The organism is Paraburkholderia sp. BL17N1, assembly GCF_003634175.1.
GTDB lineage: Bacteria > Pseudomonadota > Gammaproteobacteria > Burkholderiales > Burkholderiaceae > Paraburkholderia.
Genome location: NZ_RBIW01000001.1, coordinates 1,048,401 through 1,067,296, shown reverse-complemented (window position 1 = coordinate 1,067,296; position 18,896 = coordinate 1,048,401). Strand labels below are relative to the sequence as shown.

Annotated in this window: 17 protein-coding genes; 8 read left to right on the top strand and 9 right to left on the bottom strand. The window is 63.6% G+C overall.

All coding sequences use genetic code 11. From position 1 onward, the window contains the following. Positions 1 to 152: 152 nt before the first annotated feature. The 6 genes from metH to B0G82_RS04585 all read right to left on the bottom strand — a co-directional run bounded on the left by metH (position 153) and on the right by B0G82_RS04585 (position 8,165). Positions 153 to 2,870 (bottom strand): methionine synthase, encoded by a 2,718-nt coding sequence (gene metH, locus B0G82_RS04610; RefSeq protein ID WP_199730057.1) that lies wholly within the window; start codon positions 2,868 to 2,870, stop codon positions 153 to 155. An 84-nt stretch (positions 2,871 to 2,954) separates the two neighbouring features. Beyond that, positions 2,955 to 4,025, bottom strand: a complete 1,071-nt coding sequence (locus B0G82_RS04605; RefSeq protein ID WP_121306769.1) for a homocysteine S-methyltransferase family protein — start codon at positions 4,023 to 4,025, stop codon at positions 2,955 to 2,957. 304 nt (positions 4,026 to 4,329) lie between these two features. Further along, a complete protein-coding gene (locus tag B0G82_RS04600) occupies positions 4,330 to 4,587 on the bottom strand; it encodes a DUF3567 domain-containing protein (RefSeq protein WP_007179533.1) in 258 nt (85 codons plus the stop codon). Positions 4,588 to 4,704: 117 nt separating this feature from the next. Next, a complete protein-coding gene (locus B0G82_RS04595) occupies positions 4,705 to 5,493 on the bottom strand; it encodes an alpha/beta fold hydrolase (RefSeq protein ID WP_121306768.1) in 789 nt (262 codons plus the stop codon). A gap of 185 nt (positions 5,494 to 5,678) precedes the next feature. Next, complete coding sequence (locus B0G82_RS04590; protein WP_121306767.1) at positions 5,679 to 6,983, bottom strand: DUF3108 domain-containing protein; 1,305 nt, start codon at positions 6,981 to 6,983, stop codon at positions 5,679 to 5,681. A 279-nt stretch (positions 6,984 to 7,262) separates the two neighbouring features. Continuing rightward, positions 7,263 to 8,165 carry an IclR family transcriptional regulator gene (locus tag B0G82_RS04585; RefSeq protein ID WP_121306766.1) on the bottom strand — a complete coding sequence of 301 codons (903 nt, stop codon included), beginning with the start codon at positions 8,163 to 8,165 and terminating at the stop codon, positions 7,263 to 7,265. Positions 8,166 to 8,293: 128 nt separating this feature from the next. On the opposite strand from B0G82_RS04585, the gene B0G82_RS04575 reads away from it, so the two are divergent. The 6 genes from B0G82_RS04575 (at position 8,294) to rfaE2 (ending at position 14,692) form a co-directional block, all read left to right on the top strand. Next, positions 8,294 to 9,277 (top strand): fumarylacetoacetate hydrolase family protein, encoded by a 984-nt coding sequence (locus tag B0G82_RS04575; protein WP_121306765.1) that lies wholly within the window; start codon positions 8,294 to 8,296, stop codon positions 9,275 to 9,277. A 256-nt stretch (positions 9,278 to 9,533) separates the two neighbouring features. Beyond that, the gene (locus tag B0G82_RS04570; protein ID WP_121306764.1) at positions 9,534 to 10,769 is read left to right on the top strand and encodes an ABC transporter substrate-binding protein; all 1,236 of its coding nucleotides are present in this window, start codon (positions 9,534 to 9,536) and stop codon (positions 10,767 to 10,769) included. 49 nt (positions 10,770 to 10,818) lie between these two features. Then, a complete protein-coding gene (locus tag B0G82_RS04565) occupies positions 10,819 to 11,706 on the top strand; it encodes an enoyl-CoA hydratase/isomerase family protein (protein WP_121306763.1) in 888 nt (295 codons plus the stop codon). A gap of 97 nt (positions 11,707 to 11,803) precedes the next feature. Continuing rightward, positions 11,804 to 12,622, top strand: a complete 819-nt coding sequence (locus B0G82_RS04560) for a PhaM family polyhydroxyalkanoate granule multifunctional regulatory protein (protein ID WP_116143139.1) — start codon at positions 11,804 to 11,806, stop codon at positions 12,620 to 12,622. A gap of 561 nt (positions 12,623 to 13,183) precedes the next feature. Next, a complete protein-coding gene (locus B0G82_RS04555; protein ID WP_106282278.1) occupies positions 13,184 to 14,056 on the top strand; it encodes a ferritin in 873 nt (290 codons plus the stop codon). A 153-nt stretch (positions 14,057 to 14,209) separates the two neighbouring features. Then, positions 14,210 to 14,692: a D-glycero-beta-D-manno-heptose 1-phosphate adenylyltransferase gene (gene rfaE2, locus B0G82_RS04550; protein ID WP_106282277.1), complete on the top strand. Its 483-nt coding sequence runs from the start codon at positions 14,210 to 14,212 to the stop codon at positions 14,690 to 14,692. Between the two features lie 91 nt (positions 14,693 to 14,783). Here rfaE2 and B0G82_RS04545 read toward each other — a convergent pair whose 3' ends face one another. The 3 genes from B0G82_RS04545 to B0G82_RS04535 are packed head-to-tail and all read right to left on the bottom strand — an operon-like array spanning position 14,784 to position 16,779. Next, a complete protein-coding gene (locus tag B0G82_RS04545; RefSeq protein ID WP_106282276.1) occupies positions 14,784 to 15,023 on the bottom strand; it encodes a hypothetical protein in 240 nt (79 codons plus the stop codon). A gap of 53 nt (positions 15,024 to 15,076) precedes the next feature. After that, positions 15,077 to 15,889 carry a type III pantothenate kinase gene (locus B0G82_RS04540; protein WP_121306762.1) on the bottom strand — a complete coding sequence of 271 codons (813 nt, stop codon included), beginning with the start codon at positions 15,887 to 15,889 and terminating at the stop codon, positions 15,077 to 15,079. Next, positions 15,886 to 16,779, bottom strand: a complete 894-nt coding sequence (locus B0G82_RS04535) for a biotin--[acetyl-CoA-carboxylase] ligase (RefSeq protein WP_121306761.1) — start codon at positions 16,777 to 16,779, stop codon at positions 15,886 to 15,888. Before B0G82_RS04535 ends, B0G82_RS04540 begins: the two co-directional genes overlap by 4 nt. A 105-nt stretch (positions 16,780 to 16,884) precedes the next feature. Here B0G82_RS04535 and B0G82_RS04530 point away from each other — a divergent pair, with 105 nt between their 5' ends. Together B0G82_RS04530 and B0G82_RS04525 are read left to right on the top strand one after the other, a co-directional pair. Then, on the top strand, positions 16,885 to 18,018 hold the full coding sequence (locus tag B0G82_RS04530) for an ABC transporter permease (protein WP_121306760.1): 1,134 nt from the start codon (positions 16,885 to 16,887) through the stop codon (positions 18,016 to 18,018). Further along, positions 18,015 to 18,893 (top strand): ATP-binding cassette domain-containing protein, encoded by an 879-nt coding sequence (locus tag B0G82_RS04525; RefSeq protein ID WP_106282272.1) that lies wholly within the window; start codon positions 18,015 to 18,017, stop codon positions 18,891 to 18,893. Before B0G82_RS04530 ends, B0G82_RS04525 begins: the two co-directional genes overlap by 4 nt. Positions 18,894 to 18,896: the final 3 nt, after the last annotated feature.

The following is an 18,896-nucleotide window of genomic DNA, read 5'->3' as shown; positions in this document are numbered from 1 at the left end:
TCTCCGTTGACGATTGCAATTATTAAGCCGACGCGTTTTGGCCGCGTCTGGCGGGGTCAAGCCGCCTCAGTCTACAAAGCCGAAAATTACGTTGCCGCAAATATTCAGTCTTTCCAGCCCGATATAGTGGGGTTCCCGCCACGCCCGACGGCTTACAGCAAAGGCGCCAAGGCTCGTTCCGCATCCGTTTTCGACAGCGCCATGCGCTTTGCGTAGTCTTCCAGTTGGTCCTGACCGATCTTGCCGACCGAGAAGTAAGTGCTGTCCGGATGCGCCAGATAGAAACCGGAGACGCTCGCCGCCGGCAGCATGGCCAGCGACTCGGTCACACTCATGCCAATTTCCGTGGCGTGCAGCACGTCGAACATGTCGCGCTTCACCAGGTGATCCGGGCAGGCCGGATAGCCGGGCGCCGGACGGATGCCGTGGTACTTTTCCGCGATCAGATCTTCGTTGGAGAGCGTTTCGGCGTTCGCGTAGCCCCACAGATCGCGCCGCACGCGCGCATGCAGCGCTTCGGCGAAGGCTTCGGCGAAACGGTCGGCGAGTGCTTTCAGCATGATCGCGCTGTAGTCGTCGTGATCCTTTTCGAACTGCTTTTCCTTCACGTCGACGCCCAGACCCGCCGTGACCGCGAACATGCCGATGTAGTCGGCCACGCCCGAGTCCTTCGGCGCGATGAAGTCGGCGAGCGACCGGTTCGGCCGCATCACGCCGTCCACCACCGGACGCACGCTCTGCTGGCGCAGATTGCGCCATGTGAGCGCGACTTCCGAGCGCGATTCGTCCGTGTAGATTTCGATGTCGTCGTCGTTCACCGTGTTGGCCGGCAACAGCGCGATCACGCCGTTCGCTTGCAGCCAGCGGCCCTGGATCAGGCGCGCGAGCATCGACTTGCCGTCCGAGAACACGCGCCGCGCCGATTCACCGACGATCTCGTCATTGAGAATGGCCGGATACGGGCCGGCCAGGTCCCACGTCTGGAAGAACGGACCCCAGTCGATATAGTTCGCCAGTTCGCTCAGATCGAAATTCTTGAACACGCGGCGGCCGATGAACTTCGGCTTGACCGGCTGATAACTCGCCCAGTCGACCTTGGTCTTGTTGGCGCGAGCTTCGGCCAAAGTGACCATGGGCTGCGCTTTCTTGTTGGCGTGCTGAACGCGGATCCGGTCGTAATCAGACTTGAGTTCGTCGAGATACTTTGCCGCGCCTTCGTCTGACAGCAGGCTCGACGCCACGGAGACCGAGCGCGACGCGTCCGGCACGTAGACCACGGGCCCTTCGTAGTGCGGGGCGATCTTCACGGCGGTATGCACACGTGAGGTGGTCGCGCCGCCGATCAAAAGCGGAATCTTCTTCACGCGGAAATAGTCGTCGCGCTGCATTTCCGAGGCGACGTAAGCCATTTCTTCGAGGCTAGGCGTGATCAGTCCGGAGAGCCCGATGATGTCCGCGCCTTCGACCTTCGCCTTCGCGAGAATGTCGTTGCAGGAGACCATCACGCCCATGTTGACCACTTCGAAGTTATTGCACTGAAGCACCACCGAGACGATGTTCTTGCCGATATCGTGCACGTCGCCCTTCACCGTGGCGATGACGATCTTGCCCTTCGCGCGCACGTCGGCGCCGGCTTCGGCGAGCTGCTTCTTTTCTTCTTCAATGTACGGAATCAGATGCGCGACGGCCTGCTTCATCACGCGCGCCGACTTCACGACTTGCGGCAGGAACATCTTGCCCTGACCGAACAGGTCGCCGACGATGTTCATGCCGTCCATCAGCGGGCCTTCGATCACGTTGATCGGGCGGCCGCCCTCAGCGGCGATCTTGGCGCGCACTTCTTCGGTGTCTTCGACGATGAAGTTGGTGATGCCGTGCACGAGCGCATGCGACAGACGCTTCTCGACCGGCTGGTTGCGCCATTCCAGGTTCTCTTCCTTCTTCGCGGCGCCGGTCTTGAACTTGTCGGCGATTTCGAGCAGACGGTCGGTGCCGTCTTCACGGCGGTTCAACACGACGTCTTCGACGCGTTCTCGCAACTCCGGATCGAGGTCCGCATACACGCCGAGTTGGCCCGCGTTGACGATGCCCATGTCCATCCCCGCCTGGATCGCGTGATACAGGAACACGGTGTGAATCGCCTCGCGAACCGGATCGTTGCCGCGGAACGAGAACGACACGTTCGACACGCCGCCGCTCACCTTCGCGTACGGCAGATTCTCTTTGATCCAGCGTGTGGCGTTAATGAAGTCGACGGCGTAGTTATTGTGTTCTTCGATGCCGGTTGCGATCGCGAAGATGTTGGGATCGAAGATGATGTCTTCCGGCGGGAAGCCGACTTCGTTCACGAGGAAGTCATACGAACGCTTGCAGATCTGCGTCTTGCGCTCGAAGGTGTCGGCCTGGCCTTGTTCGTCGAAGGCCATCACCACCGCTGCCGCGCCGTAGCGGCGAATCAGGTTCGCGTGGTGGCGGAACGCATCTTCACCTTCCTTCAGGGAGATCGAGTTGACGATCGCCTTGCCTTGCACGCACTTCAAGCCCGCTTCGATCACTTCCCATTTCGACGAGTCGATCATGATCGGCACGCGCGCGATATCCGGCTCCGACGCGATCAGGTTCATGAAGCGCACCATCGCCGCTTTCGAATCCAGCATGGCTTCGTCCATGTTGACGTCGATGACCTGTGCGCCGTTTTCGACCTGCTGGCGCGCGACCGCGATCGCATCGTCGAACTGGTCGTTGAGGATCATTCGCGCGAACGCCTTCGAGCCGGTCACGTTGGTGCGTTCACCGACGTTGATGAAAAGCGTCCCGGACGTGACGTTGAACGGCTCGAGGCCGGAAAGGCGCATGGTGTGATCGGTCATGGCGTATGTGCTCGATTGCTGCGATTAAGTGCGTTGTGTTCGATAGCGGAAGTGTGGCGGCGGCTCGACGAGGCGCGGCTGGACTCAGGCCGCGTCGCGGTACTGCGTCGGCCATCGGCGCGGCTTCACCTCAGCCAACGCCTGCGCAATCGCCGCAATATGCTCCGGCGTCGTGCCGCAGCAACCACCCGCGATATTCACCAACCCAGCCTGCGCGAACTCCTTCAGCAAGCCCGAAGTATCCGCGGGCAGTTCATCAAAGCCCGTATCGCTCATCGGATTCGGCAAGCCCGCATTCGGATAGCACGACACATACGTGTCGCAGAGCTTGGCCAGTTCGGCGATATACGGCCGCATCAACGCCGCGCCCAACGCGCAATTCAAACCGAACGTGAGCGGCTTTGCATGACGCAGCGAGTTCCAGAATGCTTCAACCGTCTGACCCGACAGAATGCGCCCCGATGCGTCGGTGACGGTACCCGAGATCATGATCGGCAAACGCTCGCCGGTGTCTTCGAACAGTTCGTCGAGCGCGAACAGCGCGGCCTTCGCATTGAGCGTGTCGAAAATGGTCTCGACGAGGAACAGATCGGCGCCGCCGTCGAGCAAGGCCTTGGCCTGCTCGTAGTAGGCCGCGCGCAGTTCGTCGAACGTCACGTTGCGCGCGCCCGGATCGTTCACGTCGGGGGAAATGCTCGCGGTCTTCGGCGTCGGTCCGATCGCGCCGGCGACGAAGCGTGGCTTGTCGGGCGTCGAATATTTGTCGCAGGCGGCGCGGGCCAGTTTCGCCGACTCGAGATTCATTTCGACGGCAAGGTCTTCCATGCCGTAGTCCGCCTGAGCGACCGTGGTCGCACCGAACGTGTTGGTTTCGATGATGTCCGCGCCCGCCGCCAGATACTGCTCGTGAATCTCGCCGATGATCTGCGGCTGCGTGATCGACAACAACTCGTTGTTGCCCTTGATGTCGCGCCCGTAGTCCTTGAAGCGTTCGCCGCGATAGCGGGCTTCGTCGAGCTTGTAGCGCTGGATCATCGTGCCCATTGCGCCGTCCAGGATCAGGATGCGCGACTTGAGCAGCGCGGGCAGCGCTGTGCCGCGCGTATAGGCGGCGTCGGGGCGGACTGGCGTGGTGGTTCGAGCGGGCTGGTTCATGGCGGACAAGGGCTTGCGCCGGCTTTTTCGGGAAACCTGTCATTGTAGCCGCTGCCGGCCAGATGCGCCCGGCGCGGGCGGAAGAGCGGCCTTCCGCTGTCGAAGCATGCTGCCTGGGAAAACGGAAAGCGGCGAGACAAAAAAGCACAGCGGCGTCACAAAGAAAACGGCCCAGCGAGGCAAAAGCCTGCTGGGCCACTTCATATTTGCCGACCGACTTGTAAAAGCCGCCTGCTTGCCCGGTTGCGGGGGCTGACGGCGCGGTCGATGTATGTCGCCAAAAACGCTAAGCCTGACCTCGCGGTTAGTGAAGGATCACCGGTTGATGCATCAGGCTGTCGAACTGGCCGAGGAATTCGTCTACTTCATCCAGCGACGGTTCCTCTTCGATCAGCTTCTGCACGTGCTCGCGAAACCGCGCCGCCATTGCTCCGTCGATATAGATCTCACGCTGCATGTTTTTGTCGACGATCTCATAGCCGCCGGACTTCATGGCCAGCGGGCCTTCCTGCGGCGGAAACTCGACGACACAATAGTTGGGGCTGTTGTAGATCATTTGCATGGCGACACTCCTTATTTCCGTTGGCTCCTGGCCATTCCTGCGCCATAGGTGGAGCGTATGGTTTGGAATTCAAGGGGTGGGTCCGGATTGACGCTTGTAAAGTTCCGAACCTACCGGTTAGACCGGCCTTTCAAGAAACGTTTCAAGCAGTGCTGCAAAACGGTGAGATTGCTCGATGGGCGCGAGGTGAGCGGCATCCAGCAGTTCGAAGCGTGCGCCTTCGATGGCGTCTGCTATCGCCTGTGTAGCAGCAGGCGGCGTGCCCGTGTCGTGGCGGCCCGCCACGGTCAATGTTGGGCATCGGATTGCTCCCAGCTTACTGCGTACGTCGAATTCGCGCAGAGCTTCGCACGCCATGGCGTAGCCTTCTGGCAACGTGTTGGTCAACACGTCGCGGATTTGCTCGACTGCTTCGGGGTGCGCGGACTGAAAATCGGGGGTCAGCCAGCGGCTCAACGTCGCGGGAACGAGCGGCGCCATGCCACTGTCGCGGGCTGCGGCGGCGCGCTGATCCCAGGTGGCGCGGGCTTCCTGCGGCGTGCCGCCGCTGCTGTCGGCGATCGTCAAGGTATTGACGCGCGCGGGGTGATCGAGTGTGAATTGCTGCGCGATCATGCCCCCCATCGACATGCCGACCAGATGCGTACTGGGTGCGCCGAGTGCGTCGAGCAGCGTGGCGAGATCGTGTGACAGATCGGCGATGCCAAAGGGCGCGCCGGACGCGGCGGTCTTGCCATGACCACGCACGTCGTAGCGTAGTACGGTGTAGTCGTCGCGGAAATAGCCGGCGAGTTGATCCCACACGGACAAATCGCCGCCGAGCTGATGGATGAACGTCAGCCACGGGCCGCCGCCCTCGTTGCTCAACACATAGCGCGTCTCGATACCGTTGATGTTCACTTGCATGCGAGCTCCTTTGAAAGGGAACGCAGTGGAAGGTCCATTCGCGCGCTGGGTGCCCGCTGGCCACTTGCCTGCAGGGCTGATCAATATACGCAGCATATTCGCGAACGGATGCAGCAGGTGGTGCGAGTCAGCTTCATGGCGGAAGTTTCGCCGCTCAGATGGAAACTCTCTTCAAGTTCGCGGGCTCAGGGTTTGATGATGCCGGGCGTATTGCCGGGGTCGGTCGGATCGACCCCCGGGGCGGGCGCGGCTTCGGGCATAGCTGCCGATGCGGCCGGAAGCGGAGGCGGAACTGCAAGTGCGGCTGAATTGTCAGGAGAAGCCGCAGCCGCGTCATCATTGCTGTTGGGAGCGCTGCCACCCGTGTCGGCATTGAGCTTGCCGCGCCACACCAGTTCGAATTGCGTGCCGTTCGGCTCCGTCTGAACGATGCGCGCAGGCAGCCAGCCGAGCGACGGCGCGAGCCACACGTCGATGCGGCGCAAATCGCCGTCATGGCGCGGGAGCCGTTTGAAATGACGCGTGTCGAGGAAACCTTCGGCCGTGCGGATGGTTTCGTCGCCGATCGTCTCGACCGGCCAGTTCTCGCCGCTATCGTTGTCGACCACGAAGAACTGGCGCGTCACGCCCGGCTTGTAGGCGCCAGGGTCGCCGCGCACGAGGCTCGCGAGCTGCATCACCATGCTGAAGCGATCCTGCGCGCCGTCGGGCAACGGTAAGGTGGACGGTGTGCGCGTAAATGCGATCTTCTTGTCGGCGCGGTTGAAGATGGCGATGTCTTCCGCCCGGCGGCCGCGTTTTTCGACGTACTGGTCCGGCGCGAGACCGAAGGCGTCGATACGGCCATGGCTCGCGTACACGAAGGTGCCCACAAAAGGCAGCGGCACGGAGACGACCATCTCGTAGCTTTGCGCGTTGCTGGTCCAGTGGATCGTGCCGGGCTGGTTGCGCACGCCGTTGTAGAACGTGTCGTACTGGAGTTCGCCCGATGGCGGGACGGAGAATTTCACGCCTGGCGACGCTTGCGGCGCGCTCGCGGCAGCGGGTGCGCTGGCCGTGCCGGTGACGCTGGCGACGTTGGCTGCCGCGTTGACGCTCGACACAGCGCTGGGAGCGCTTGCAACGGCTTCCGATGCCGCCACAGGTGCCGCCGGCGCGGCTTGTTTTGCCGGCCGCAGCGCGGTCAGCACATGTTCGCGCGGCTTGCTCGCGGCGGCGTGGCGAGCGGGCGCTGGTTCAGGCGCGGGCGACGCGGCGGTGGCCGGTTTGCGTTCGATACGTTGGGGCGTCAGCAATGCAACCTGAACCGGCACGTGTTCATTGTCGGAGGGATTCAGGTTCGCGCGATTTCGCTCGACCCATTGCGCGGCGATCCAGTGCAAAGCGGCCACGATCAACAGCACCACGATCCAGCGCCACGCGCGCGAACCGGTGCGCGGCCCGCTGGGCGGCGTGCGATCGGAACGGTGGGTAGCGGGGGCTGAGGACATCGATTAGTGCTTGTGTGCGGGCGAATAGCTTCGGGATCGACTGGCAGCGCGTGCGAGCGGCGGTGAATACGACAGCGGCGCCAGGCCTGATGCCTGAAGCGTACAAGGCGGGCAGCGAACCGATTCGACCGCGTTACGGCGAGCGATGTTCCGCGCGGTTGAAAACACGCGCACGTTCAAGACCCGGAACAGTACGCGCAGCGCGGTGCCTCCATGCTTGCCGACTGAGTTCACGTCAAACCCTGTAACGCGCCGCGCACCCAACGCGCCGCATCACACCTATTCGTCGCGCGGCGATGCACTATACCCCAGCTCATACGAGAGCTTTTCTGCGCAGTCGCGCAACGCCGTATCGATCTCGCCGCCCCAGCGAATATCGAACGCGCCCTCATGACCGAGTGCGATGAGTCCAAGCGCGAGTTCGCCGGTCGAGTCGAACACCGGCATGCAGAACGCGTGAATGGTCGGCAGCAACATGCCTTCGATACGCGCCGCCTGGTGCTCTCGCACCTGCGCGAGGACCTTTTCGACTTCATCGCGCGTACGGGGTGCGCCGATATGCGACGAACGGCGCGAGTCGGCAAGTTCACGTTCGAGCATCGCGGCAGTCTTGCTCGACGGCAGATATGCGGCGAACAACAGGCCGGTGGCGGAGCTGAGCAGCGGCATCACATCGCCGAGTTTGAGCGACGCCTTTGCCGGATAGCTCGATTCCATCCAATGCACCATGGTCGGCCCCTGATTGCCCCATACGGCGATGCCGACCGTCAGATCGAGCCGGTCGCGCAATTCGGAGAGCGCGATGCGCGCGAGCTTGACGCCGTCGACGCGCGCGAGCCGCGCGAGTCCCAGTTGCAGCGCGAATCCGCCCAGCTCGTAACGGCCCGACAGCGGGTCTTGCGACACCACACCGAGGCGCAGAAAACTCACCAGATAGCGATGCGCTTTCGCCGGGCTCATGCCGGCACGCTGGGCGAGATCGCGCAGCATCATGGCGCGCGGCTCGCGGGTCAGCACATCGAGCAATTTGAAGCCGACTTCGATCGACTGGATGCCCGAGCGCAGCTTTTCCTCGCCGCCATCGACACTTTCGCCGCCTTCGTCGTCGGATTCGGTCGGGTCGAGCGGTTCAGCGGAGTCGGCGTCGGTGCGGATGGCGCCGGAGCGGGCAGTTGGAGGCATGAGCGAGGCGCACGCGGCGCATTCAAAAAGTGACACACGGATGAGGCGGATCGTCGGCACTTGGGCCGGGCCGATTCACCATCGTAGAATAGATTCCTTCTATCGTCACTAACACGGTTCATTCCTCTATGAAACTTGCCACGCTGAAGGACGGCACGCGCGACGGTCAACTGATCGTCGTGTCCCGCGACTTGCACACCGCAGCTGTCGCCGACGCGATCGCGCCCACGTTGCAACGCGTGCTCGACGACTGGGCCTTCTACGCGCCGCAATTGCACGATCTGTACGACGCGCTCAATCAGGGCCGCGCGCGCAACACTTTTCCGTTCGACGCCAAGGAATGCATGGCGCCGCTGCCGCGCGCGTTCCAGTGGGCCGACGGCTCGTCGTATGTGAACCATGTCGAACTGGTGCGGCGCGCGCGCGGCGCGGAAATGCCGCCGGAGTTCTGGACCGATCCGCTGATGTATCAAGGCGGCAGCGACGACTTCATCGGCCCGAAAGATGACGTACTGTGCGCGTCCGAAGCATTCGGCATCGACTTCGAGGCGGAGGTCGCCGTGATCACCGGCGATGTGCCGATGGGCGCCACGCCCGACCAGGCGCTCAGAAGCGTGCGTCTGGTCACGCTCGTCAACGACGTGTCGCTGCGCAATCTGATTCCCGCCGAACTCGCGAAAGGCTTCGGCTTTTTCCAGAGCAAGCCGGCGACGTCGTTCGCGCCGGTCGCGGTGACGCCCGACGAACTCGGCGAACACTGGCGCGAAGGCCGCGTGCATCGGCCGATGATCGTCCACTGGAACAACAGGAAAGTCGGCCAGCCGGATGCCGGCACGGACATGGTGTTCCACTTCGGCCAGTTGATCGCGCATGCCGCCAAAACGCGCAATCTGCGCGCGGGCGCGATTGTCGGCTCGGGCACGGTGTCGAACAAGGACGCCAAGCGCGGCTATTGCTGTATCGCCGAGAAGCGCTGCCTCGAAACCATCGAGCACGGCGCGCCGCAGACCGAGTTCATGAAGTACGGCGATATGGTGAAGATCGAAATGTTCGACGAAGCGGGCAAGTCGATTTTCGGGTCGATCGATCAGGGCATCGCGCCGCTGGATTGACGCACCGCTGTTGTGTGGAACGCGGCATGTCGGCCGCACGGGTATCCGCGCGCTTCGTTCGGATTCGAAAGGGTTTCGCCCGATGCCGTGACGAGTGTGCACAGCTACACTGACTGGCGCGACTGCATGGCTGGGGTGGCTGACTGCGGGTTCGTCGCAGGACTGTCGCGAAGCCGCGTATGAACGGCACGTGAGCAGGGCATGAGCCGGGACATCGGCAGTACATCAAAACGAAAAACCGACGTGAGGAGACAGCATGCCGCGAATCGAATTTCTTGAACCCGAAACCCGGCGCGCTCGCGCGTCCAACCACTCGCGCCCGACGCCATCGCGCAATCGCCTCGCGCGTCGTGCCGTTGCGCTATGCGCGGCATTGGCGGGTGTATTGCCCGGTATCGCATTGGCGCAGGTGAAAATCGGCCTGGTATTGTCGCTCACCGGACCGGCCGCGTCGCTCGGCATTCCCGCGCGCGACACGGTCGCGCTGCTGCCCAAACAGATCGGCGGTCAGAGCGTCGAATACATTGTGCTCGACGATGCATCCGATACCACGCAGGCCGTGCAGGACACCAAGAAGCTGATCTCCGAGAATCGCGTCGACGCGATCATCGGGTCGTCGATCACGCCGAATTCGCTGGCGATGATCGATGTGGTCGCCGAAGGTCAAACGCCGATGATCTCGCTGGCCTCGTCGGCGAAAATCATCGAGCCGGTGGATGCGAAACGCCACTGGGTCTTCAAGACGCCGCAAACCGACGCGATGATGGCGTCGGCGATTGCCGAACATGCCAGCCTGCACGGCGTCAAAACCATCGCGTTCATCGGCCAGGCCGACGCGCTCGGCGAAACCTTCTATACCGAGGTCGCGAAGTTCGCGCAACTGCATCACATCGACATGGTGGCGAGCGAGCGCTTCAATCGCACCGATCCGAGCGTGACCGGCCAGGTTCTCAAGATTCTCGCGACGCATCCCGACGCGGTCGTGGTGGGCGCGGCCGGCACGCCCGCCGCCTTGCCGCCGAAGACACTGAGGGAGCGCGGCTACAAAGGCCTGATCTATCACAATCACGGAGTCGGGAATAACGACTTCCTGCGCGTGTGCGGCGCCGATTGCAATGGCACCTTCCTGCCCGCGAGTCCGGTGCTGGTCGCCGCGCAATTGCCGGCGGATCATCCGGCCAAACGGCTCGCGCTCGACTACATCGCGCGCTTCGAAGCGGTGCGCGGCGCGGGCAGCGTCTCGGCGTTCGGCTCGTACACGTGGGACGCGGGCATGTTGCTCAACAACGCCGTGCCGATTGCGTTGAAAAGCGGCGCGCCGGGCACGCCGGAATTTCGCCGCGCGCTGCGCGATGCGCTCGAAGCGACACGCGGTCTCGCGGATACCAATGGCGTCGTCAATATGAGCGCTACGGATCACCTCGGGCTCGATCAGCGGGCCCGTGTGATGGTCGAAATCAAGAATGCGAAGTGGGTTTATCAGCCGCGTTGAATGAACGCTGCACGGTTCAAACGAAACACCGATATACGGATTGCTCATCATGTCTCAGGCACCACACCGCAACGACGCGTTTTACGCGCACTACCAGTCGCTCCAGTTGCATCGCCATCCGCACGGCGTGCTCGAAGTCGTGATGAGCGGCGAGGGCGCCAACAAGAGCGCGCTCGCCACCGCCAACGCGCGCATGCACTTCGAACTCGCGGAGATCTGGCGTGACATCGACCGCGATCCAGACACGCGCGTGGCGATCATTCGCGGCGAAGGCAAGGGCTTTTCGGCCGGCGGCGACCTGCAACTCGTCGAAGAGATGGCCACTGATTTCGACGTACGCGCGAGGGTGTGGCGCGAGGCGCGCGATCTGGTCTACAACGTGATCAATTGCAGCAAGCCTGTTGTATCGGCGATGCACGGACCGGCGGTAGGTGCCGGGCTCGTGGCGGGGCTGCTCGCCGACATCTCGATCGCGACGAAGACAGCGCGGATCATCGACGGTCATACGCGTCTGGGCGTGGCCGCCGGCGATCACGCGGCGATCGTCTGGCCGCTCCTGTGCGGCATGGCAAAGGCCAAGTATTACCTGATGTTGTGCGAGCCGGTGAGCGGCGAAGAGGCGGAACGCATCGGCCTCGTCTCGCTCGCCGTCGACGAAAACGATCTGCTGCCCAAAGCATTCGAGGTCGCGCAGAAGCTGGCCAACGGCTCGCAAACGGCGATTCGCTGGACCAAATACGCGTTGAACAACTGGTTGCGCTCGGCGGGGCCGGCGTTCGATACCTCGCTCGCGCTCGAATTCATGGGCTTTGCCGGGCCGGATGTGCGCGAAGGCGTCAACTCGCTGCGCGAGCGGCGCGCGCCGGATTTCGGCGGCGCCGATCCGTGGCGCGGTCAGCCGTCGAACGGCGGCGCGACAGGCGGCGAGCGTTCCTGAGGCTGCCTCCTGCACGGTATGATCGAAACAAGACGCGCGCGGGACGGCGCCCCTTCTTTACCGCTTCTTCTTCAATTTACGCAGCGAGGCGACAAGCATGACCGATACTCCTGACTCCACGCCGCCCTTTCCCGGCTTTCCCGGTTTCCCGCCCGCTGAAATGCTAGAACGCATGTGGGGCATGATGCGGCTGTCGCCGTTCGGCTCGGCTTTTTCGGGCACGCAGCCGGCCGGTGGCGGCGGCCTCGGACCTTCGCTCTCGATGATGTCCGACATGATGGCGCCGCTCACCAACGTCGAAGAACTGGACAAGCGTATCACCGACATGCGGGCGGTCGAGCAATGGCTCAAGCTGAATCTGAGCATGCTGCAGTCCGCGATTCAGGCGCTCGAAGTGCAGCGCGCGACGCTCGCGACACTGCGCGCGTTCGGCGCGTTCGCGCAGTCGTCGATGTCGCAACCCGCGGCGGAGTCGGCCGCGCCGAGTCCCGCGGCCGCGAGAGGCTGGCCGCATCCGGCGGCGCCTGCATCGGCGCCGGCGTCGGCTGCCGCGGCGGGCGCCGCTGCGTCGGCTGAGGAGTCGGCGGGTGGGGAAGAGGAGGCGCCGGCCACGCCGCCATTCGACGCATCCGCATGGTGGAATCTGCTGCAATCGCAGTTCAACCAGATCGCCCAGTTCGCGATGACGCAACCGCCGGCTGTGGGAGCGGGCGCCGAGGCGTCTGATTTTGTCCCGGACGACGATGCGGCCGCTTCGCCAGCGGGCGGGGAGCCAGCGCCCAACGCGCCGCAGGCGCGGGACGCGGAAGCCGCTGAGTCGGAAGCCAAGCGGCCGGCCGCGAAGCGGGCGCCTGCGGCGACAAAGCGCACGAGCGGCGCAAGCGCCAGTCCAAAAACCACGAAAAAATCTACTTAAGGCAGGAATGAAACGCTGCGGCGTGACGCGGGTATTAAAGACACACAGAAGGCCAGGTTCGCCGTCTGTCACGCTTTTGACCCCGATCGTCCGCCACACTCCGCGAATCGCACGATTTCTTGCGCACGGTCAGCCAGGCACCGGAATTGCGACCGTTACGGCGCGGGTTCGGTCAAGTCAGCGTGCTATCATTGTGTAAGCTTAATTAGGCTTTTGGGCGTGCGCTGAAAACTACCAATCCAGCCGCCCTTGCTCCATTCGCGGCCGGCAACACCGGCGCAGGGCTGGACGGTGCGGTTTTCATCGCAAACTGGCTCGACCTCAGGCACGGGGTATCCCTCACCCACGGTTGGCCGAGCAGCGCGTAACGTAGGACTAGTCGCGCATGCGCAAACGCCTGGACTTCTTTGCCGCCAGTGCATCTAGGCGGCAGATTACCGCGTAAAATTGAATGCTTGGCCGGCAAACGGAGCACATACGGTGCGACCCGTTCGTCGTGAGCAAAAGTACTACAACGTAGTAGTGACAGACACACAGTATGCGCAGAACAGGGGTGGGACTATGAACACCATGCTTTATCCGGAACTTTATAAATCGCTCGAATCCGTTCGATGGGACATGGAGAAAGACATTCCCTGGGACAAGTTCGATGCATCGCTATTGACCGACGAGCAGGCAGCGACGATCAAGATGAATGCGATCACCGAATGGTCGGCGTTGCCCGCCACGGAAATGTTTCTCCGTGACAACCATCACGACAGCGATTTCTCCGCGTTCATGAGCGTGTGGTTCTTCGAGGAACAGAAGCATTCGCTGGTGCTGATGGAATATCTGCGCCGCTTCAAGCCGGAAATGTGCCCGACCGAAGAAGAGCTGCACGCCGTGCGCTTCGAATTCGATCCGGCTCCGCCGCTCGAAACGCTAATGCTGCACTTCTGCGGCGAGATCCGCCTGAATCACTGGTATCGCCGTGCGGCCGAATGGCACACCGAGCCGGTCATCAAACACATCTACGAAACCATTTCGCGCGACGAAGCGCGGCATGGCGGCGCCTATCTGCGCTACATGAAGAAGGCCATGGCGCAAACCGGCGACATTGCGCGCGCCGCGTTTGCGAAGATCGGTGTGCTGATGGCCTCGGCTCGCCGCACGGAAAAACCGCTGCACCCCACCAACCTGCACGTGAACCAGGCACTGTTCCCGCGCGACACGATTCAGTCGCGTCTGCCGGATCCGGAATGGCTGGAACGCTGGCTCGACGAACAGATCCGTTTCGACGACGGCTGGGAAAAGAAGGTGGTCGAGCGCATTCTGCACAACCTGTCCATTCTGTTCGAGCGTACGTTCAACACCGCGCAGGAATTGAACCGCTACCGCAAGGAAGTGGTTCTGCGCCTGCAGGCTGAGCAGAAGTCGGCGGAGCAACCGGCCTGAGGGTAGCGAGCATGTGACTCGGTCTGCGGCGCCGCGCGCCGCGAACTGGTTTAAAAGAAAACGGCCTGACGCATTTATGTGCGCCAGGCCGTTTTGTTTCATGCGACCCATCGTGTATGGTGACGACACCTTCCTGTCCTTTCCGATTTCTCCATGGCTGCCATTTTTGAACGCAAGATTCTCACGCGCGATGCACTGGTGACGCTGCGTCCCTCGCTGAAGGCGCCGGTTGTATTTACCAACGGCGTGTTCGATATCCTGCATCGCGGGCACGTGACTTATCTCGCGGATGCCAAGGCTTTGGGCGCCTGTCTGATCGTCGGTGTGAATAGCGATGCGTCGGTGCGCATGCTCGGCAAAGGCGACGACCGGCCAATCAACAACGAGGCTGACCGCATGGCGTTGCTGGCGGCGCTGGAGAGTGTCGACTACGTGGTGTGCTTCGGCGAGAAGACGCCCGTCGAGCTGATTTCGGCGGTGCGGCCGGACGTGCTCGTGAAGGGCGGCGACTACGACATGGACGTGTTGCCCGAGTCGGCCATTGTGCGAAGCTGGGGCGGTAAGGCGTTGGCGATTCCCTTCGAGCACGACCGCTCGACGACCGCGCTACTGAAGAAAGTTCGCACGCAAGGCTAGTGGCCGGCTGCGGCGGGAGTCTCTCACCAGCTTAAGGACTCGCGTCGCGCACTTCGAAGCGCGCTTCGCACGCAGCAAGACGGCGAGCGACTTACTGCGAAAGCGCGGATGCCGCGATCGGCGCCACTGGCGCCGGACCACCTACAACGGCTTGGTCGGCAGCCTCCGCGGCAGTGACCGGCTGCACCTTCAGCCATTCCTGATGAACCTGGCGATTCAAATGGTTGGGCTCACGTCCGCCGGCTGTGGGCGTCGGGCCGAACACGCCGCGCACCGCGACGAATGCCAGCATATTGGCAAGAAACAATATGGCGATCAGCCAGCGCAGCATTATTGGTTTTCCCCGTCCAGAAGTTGAGCCACCGTTATGCCGTTGGTCGCGATTCAGTTGCCGCGTTCCAGGGCGCGCTCGGCAGCAATCAGCGCGAGGCCGGACAGCACCAGCGAATCGTGGCGAGTATGCGGCACTTTCAGTGCGCTCGCCACTTCGTCCACGGCGCCGCCGCTGACTACGAGCCGCACCGGCACCTGCCATTCATCCTGCAAATCGCGCCACATCCGCTCGATCAAGCCCGCTTGCGCCAACGTGCAACCGGCAGATAGCGAGCGCGGCGTGTCCGTCGCGAAGGACGGCCCGCCGCGCGCCGCGTCGGGCATGCCGCCGTCGAGCAGACCGCGTGCGGCGTGGGCGTCGAGCGTCGGCAGTTGCGCCGTGTGTTCGCCCAGCGAGCGCATCATCAAGCTCCAACCCGGCGCGATCAGACCGCCGACAAAGCAGCCGTCCGCGCGCAATGCTTCCAGCGTGGTCGCCGTGCCGAATGTCGCGATCAGCAGATGTTCGCCGGGAAACGCCGCATGCGCGCCGATCATGCCGGCCCAGCGGTCGCTGCCGAGTGCATGCGGCGTGGTGTAGCTATTGGTTACGCCGCACTGCCGCGTGGAAGCGCGGATCGTGGTGAGCGGGAGCTGTGGCCAGCGTGCGTCGAGCAACCCGGCAATCCGCGCCGCGACATTTTCACCCGCGACATTGGACAACCACGCGCCGCGCGGCCTCGGCAAGTTTGACAAGTCCGGCTGATCCGCGCCGCCGTGGGCCAGCGCGCCGGCCGCGATCTGCGTACCGTCCGCCTGAACCAGCGCCCACTTGATACGGCTATTGCCCGCGTCGATCAGCAAATCAGGCGCGCCGCTCGTCATGCGGCACCGTCGGCCAGACGCAGCGAAACGTCGCCGGTCGCAACGACCTCGCGGCCGGTGGCGGTGTCGAGCAGCAACTGGCCGCGCTCGTCGACGCCCGCCGCCACGCCGCGCATCTGTTCCTGGCCTTGGTCCAGCAACACCACTTCGCGGCCTGCATAGGCGTGCACCGCGTTCCAGCGTGCCTGAAACGGCGCGAAACCTTCAGCGCCGAAGCGCTGCAAGGCGGGTTCGAGCGCGTTCAGCTCGGCGGCGAGCGTGTCGGTGAGGTTGGCGTTGGGCAGCGCGCGCTGCAAGGCGGTCGGCGCGGTGCCGCGCGCCTGCGGCGGCACGCCGGCGTTCAACGCGCCGACTTTGGCCGCGAGTTCGTCCGCGCCCTTCACGTTAGTGCCGATGCCGATCACCACCGCGCTGGCGTCGTCGGTGCTCCACGCGGTTTCGATCAGGATGCCGGCCAGCTTGTCGCCTTCGAGCAGGACGTCGTTCGGCCACTTCAGCGCGATCTGGCCGGGACCGGCAACCGGCAGCGAGCGCAGCCCGTCGACCAATGCGACGCCCACCGCGAGACTCAGGCCCGCGAGCCCTTCGAGCGGACGCGGCAATACGCACGCCACCGAAAACAGCAGCGCATTGCCCGGCTCCGCATACCACGGACGACCGCGGCGGCCGCGCCCGGCGGTTTGCAGATACGCGACCCGCACGATCGGCCGCGGCAGCGCGCCGGCCTTGCGCGGCAGCGCTTTGACGCGCGCCATCAGGTCGGCGTTGGTCGAGCCGGTTTCCTCGACGATTTCGATCGGCCAGTCGTGCGCGTGCGGGCCGAACAGCGCGACGGCACGCTCGCGGTCGATGCGCCAGTCGCCTTGGGGGGGAGTCTTGGACGTGTTCATGAATCATATTGTAGCGATAGCGAACCCGTTGAGTCCGCGGGCGCAGTTGCCGCGCCGCGCCTTCGTTACAATGGCCGCTAATCCGATAACCAGATTCAACGATCCTTGAACTACGACACTCCGCCCGGCCTCGAAGTCGCGGCAGGCAGCCAAGGCAAGATCGTCCGGCTCTCGGGCCAGTGGACGGCGCTCGCGCTCGCGCGCGACAGAGCCACTGGGCACGTGATCCCTCTGCTGCTGTCGCTGGTCGGCGCCGAAGGCATCGGTCAATGGGACCTGTCGCGTATCGACCGGATGGACCACGTGGGCGGCCAGGCGCTGTGGCGCGTGTGGGGCCACAAGATGCCCCCGGACACCACGCTGACCGACACGCAACGCGACATTTTCGAGCGCATCGCCTTGCTCGACACCGTGCGCGAAACGGCCGAGCCGGTGGTCAGATTCGATCCGCTCACGCGGCTCGGGCTCGCGATCTTCTCGTTCTTCGAGCATTTGTATGGCGGCGTGGCGATGCTCGGGCGCGTCGTGCTCGACCTGTTGGCGATCGCGCGCAAACCGAAAATCACGCCGTGGACCGAGATATCCGCGAACATCTACAACGCCGGCACCAAAGCCATGCCGATCACCGCGCTGGTCGCGTTCCTGATCGGCATCGTGCTCAGTTATCTGTCCGCGCAGCAACTGCGGCTGTTTGGCGCAAACCAGTACATCGTCAATATTCTGGGGCTTTCGGTAATTCGCGAACTCGGGCCGGTGCTTGCGGCGATTCTGGTGGCAGGCCGCTCCGGTTCGGCGATCACCGCGCAGATCGGCGTGATGCGCGTCACCGAGGAACTTGACGCCATGCGCGTAATGGGCATCCCGCATGGCCTGCGGCTGATCCTGCCGCGCGTGGTCGCGCTCGGCGTGGCCATGCCGCTGCTCGTCATGTGGACCAACATCATCGCGCTGACGGGCGGCGCGCTCGCCGCGAAGATCGCGCTTGGCATCGACATGAGCTATTTCGCGCGGGCTTTGCCGGGCGTGGTGCCGGTCGCGAATCTGTGGATCGGTTTGGGTAAGGGCGTCGCGTTCGGCATGCTGATCGCGATCGTCGGCTGTCATTTCGGTTTCCGTATCAAGGCCAATTCGCAGAGTCTGGGCGAAGGCACGACGACCTCGGTGGTGACCTCGATTACCATCGTGATTCTCGCGGACGCCGTGTTCGCGATCCTCTTCCAGAACGTGGGGCTCGGATGATCGCGCCACTCACTCAGGCCGTGCGCGGCCAGCCCGTACCCTCGATCGCCGAGCCGGTGATCGAAGTGATCGACGTGACCAAGCGCTACGGGCGCAACATCGTGCATCAACATCTGAATCTGGACGTGCGGCGCGGCGAGATCGTGTCGATCGTCGGCGGCTCGGGTTCCGGCAAGACCACGCTGGTGCGGCAGATACTCGGGCTGGAGCGGCCTTCGTCGGGCACCATCAAACTGTTCGGCGAGAATCTCGCCACCATCTCGCCGGAAACCGCGCTGCTGATGCGCAGCCGCTCCGGCATGCTGTTCCAGCGTGGCGCGCTATTCTCGTCGCTGTCGGTGTTCGACAACATTGCGCAGCCGGTGCGCGAACTCGGCAAGGTGCCCGAGGATCTGTTGCGCGACATCGTGATGCTCAAGCTGGAAATGGTCGGCCTGCCATGCAAGCACGCGTCGAAAATGCCGTCGGCGCTGTCGGGCGGCATGATCAAACGCGTGGGCATTGCACGGGCGATCGCGCTCGAACCGGAACTGCTATTCCTCGACGAACCGACCGCCGGGCTCGACCCGCAGGCGTCGGATGAATTCGTCGAGCTGATCTCCGCGCTGCATCGCGCGCTCGGCCTGACGGTGGTGATGGTCACGCACGATCTCGACACGATGATCGCGTTGTCCACCCGCGTCGCCGTGCTGGCGGATCGCAAGGTGCTGGTGGCCGCGCCGGTGGAAGAGGCCGCGGGCGTCGATCATCCTTTCATCCGCGAATATTTCCTCGGCCTGCGCGGGCGCCGCGCGTTGCAGGCGCTGCCGCCGGAGCGCCGCGCGAGGCTGCCGCGGGCGGCGCTCGAGCCGGCATCGTCCGAATTGCCGCTGTGAACC